This is a genomic window from Xanthomonas pisi DSM 18956 (genome assembly GCF_001010415.1).
Taxonomy (GTDB): Bacteria; Pseudomonadota; Gammaproteobacteria; order Xanthomonadales; family Xanthomonadaceae; genus Xanthomonas; species Xanthomonas pisi.
On sequence record NZ_JPLE01000284.1, the window covers coordinates 1 to 368 of the forward strand.

At 39.7% G+C, this 368-nt stretch carries 2 protein-coding genes; both read right to left on the reverse strand.

Annotation, left to right across the window (positions count from 1 at the left end; translation table 11 throughout):
- Window positions 1–183, reverse strand: a 183-nt coding sequence (locus Y887_RS19805; RefSeq protein WP_046965661.1) for an NUDIX domain-containing protein, incomplete at its 3' end; no start/stop codon positions are given.
- Window positions 176–368, reverse strand: a 193-nt coding sequence (locus Y887_RS19810; protein ID WP_084726107.1) for a hypothetical protein, incomplete at its 5' end; no start/stop codon positions are given. The genes Y887_RS19805 and Y887_RS19810, both read right to left, overlap by 8 nt.

Consider the following 368-nt stretch of genomic DNA (forward strand, 5'->3'; position numbering starts at 1 on the left):
TTCGCGAATAGCGGCTTCAATAGGAGATTCGCCAGGTTCGACACGGCCTTTAGGAATATCCCACCGATGAGCTAAAGAACCTTTAGGACGAGAACCAGTTACACGGCCCATGAATAATTCTTTATCTTCGGTAAGGAAAATAATACCGGCTGATAGTTCTTTCACTTTATTTTTCTTACTCATCATCTCGGTCCCATGATTTGGCCATTAATTCAGACATAAATTCTTCAATGCGCGTTTCTTTAGATGGACTTTCACTATTAGAGACCGCAAGTTTGTAATCTGCAATAGGACGGAACAAATCAAGGTCCATATTAAGGTCGTCTTTAATTTTTTCTTCTGACACATCTTTATCGTATGTGTACAGA